The following is a 292-nucleotide window of genomic DNA, read 5'->3' on the forward strand; positions in this document are numbered from 1 at the left end:
TTCTTGTTTTTCTGAATCTATAATGATGTCACCGTTAATTGCTTTTAATGAATATGATTGATTATTGATAAAAAAAGAAATATCCCCAGACCCCAAAATCTGAATAATGGGTTCTGAAGGATATTTTTCTGTATTGATTAACTGATTAGGATTACTTATCCAATATTGGCCAATACGATTTTTCTTAAAAGGTCGGATACTTACAGTAAATTCAAAAGGAATTAAAACCCCGCTTTTTCTTGTTCCTGTAAATTTTGGTGGACTCGTTACAATCGCCTGATAAATATAATGC

1 protein-coding gene is annotated in these 292 nt (G+C 30.8%); it reads right to left on the minus strand.

Translation table 11 applies throughout. The features are described from left to right. Positions 1-292 (minus strand): hypothetical protein (locus tag QP413_RS09995; RefSeq protein ID WP_284781610.1); only part of this gene is annotated, 292 nt, incomplete at both ends.

The sequence above is a fragment of the Corynebacterium sp. UMB4614 genome, from assembly GCF_030217065.1.
Classification (GTDB): Bacteria; Actinomycetota; Actinomycetes; order Mycobacteriales; family Mycobacteriaceae; genus Corynebacterium.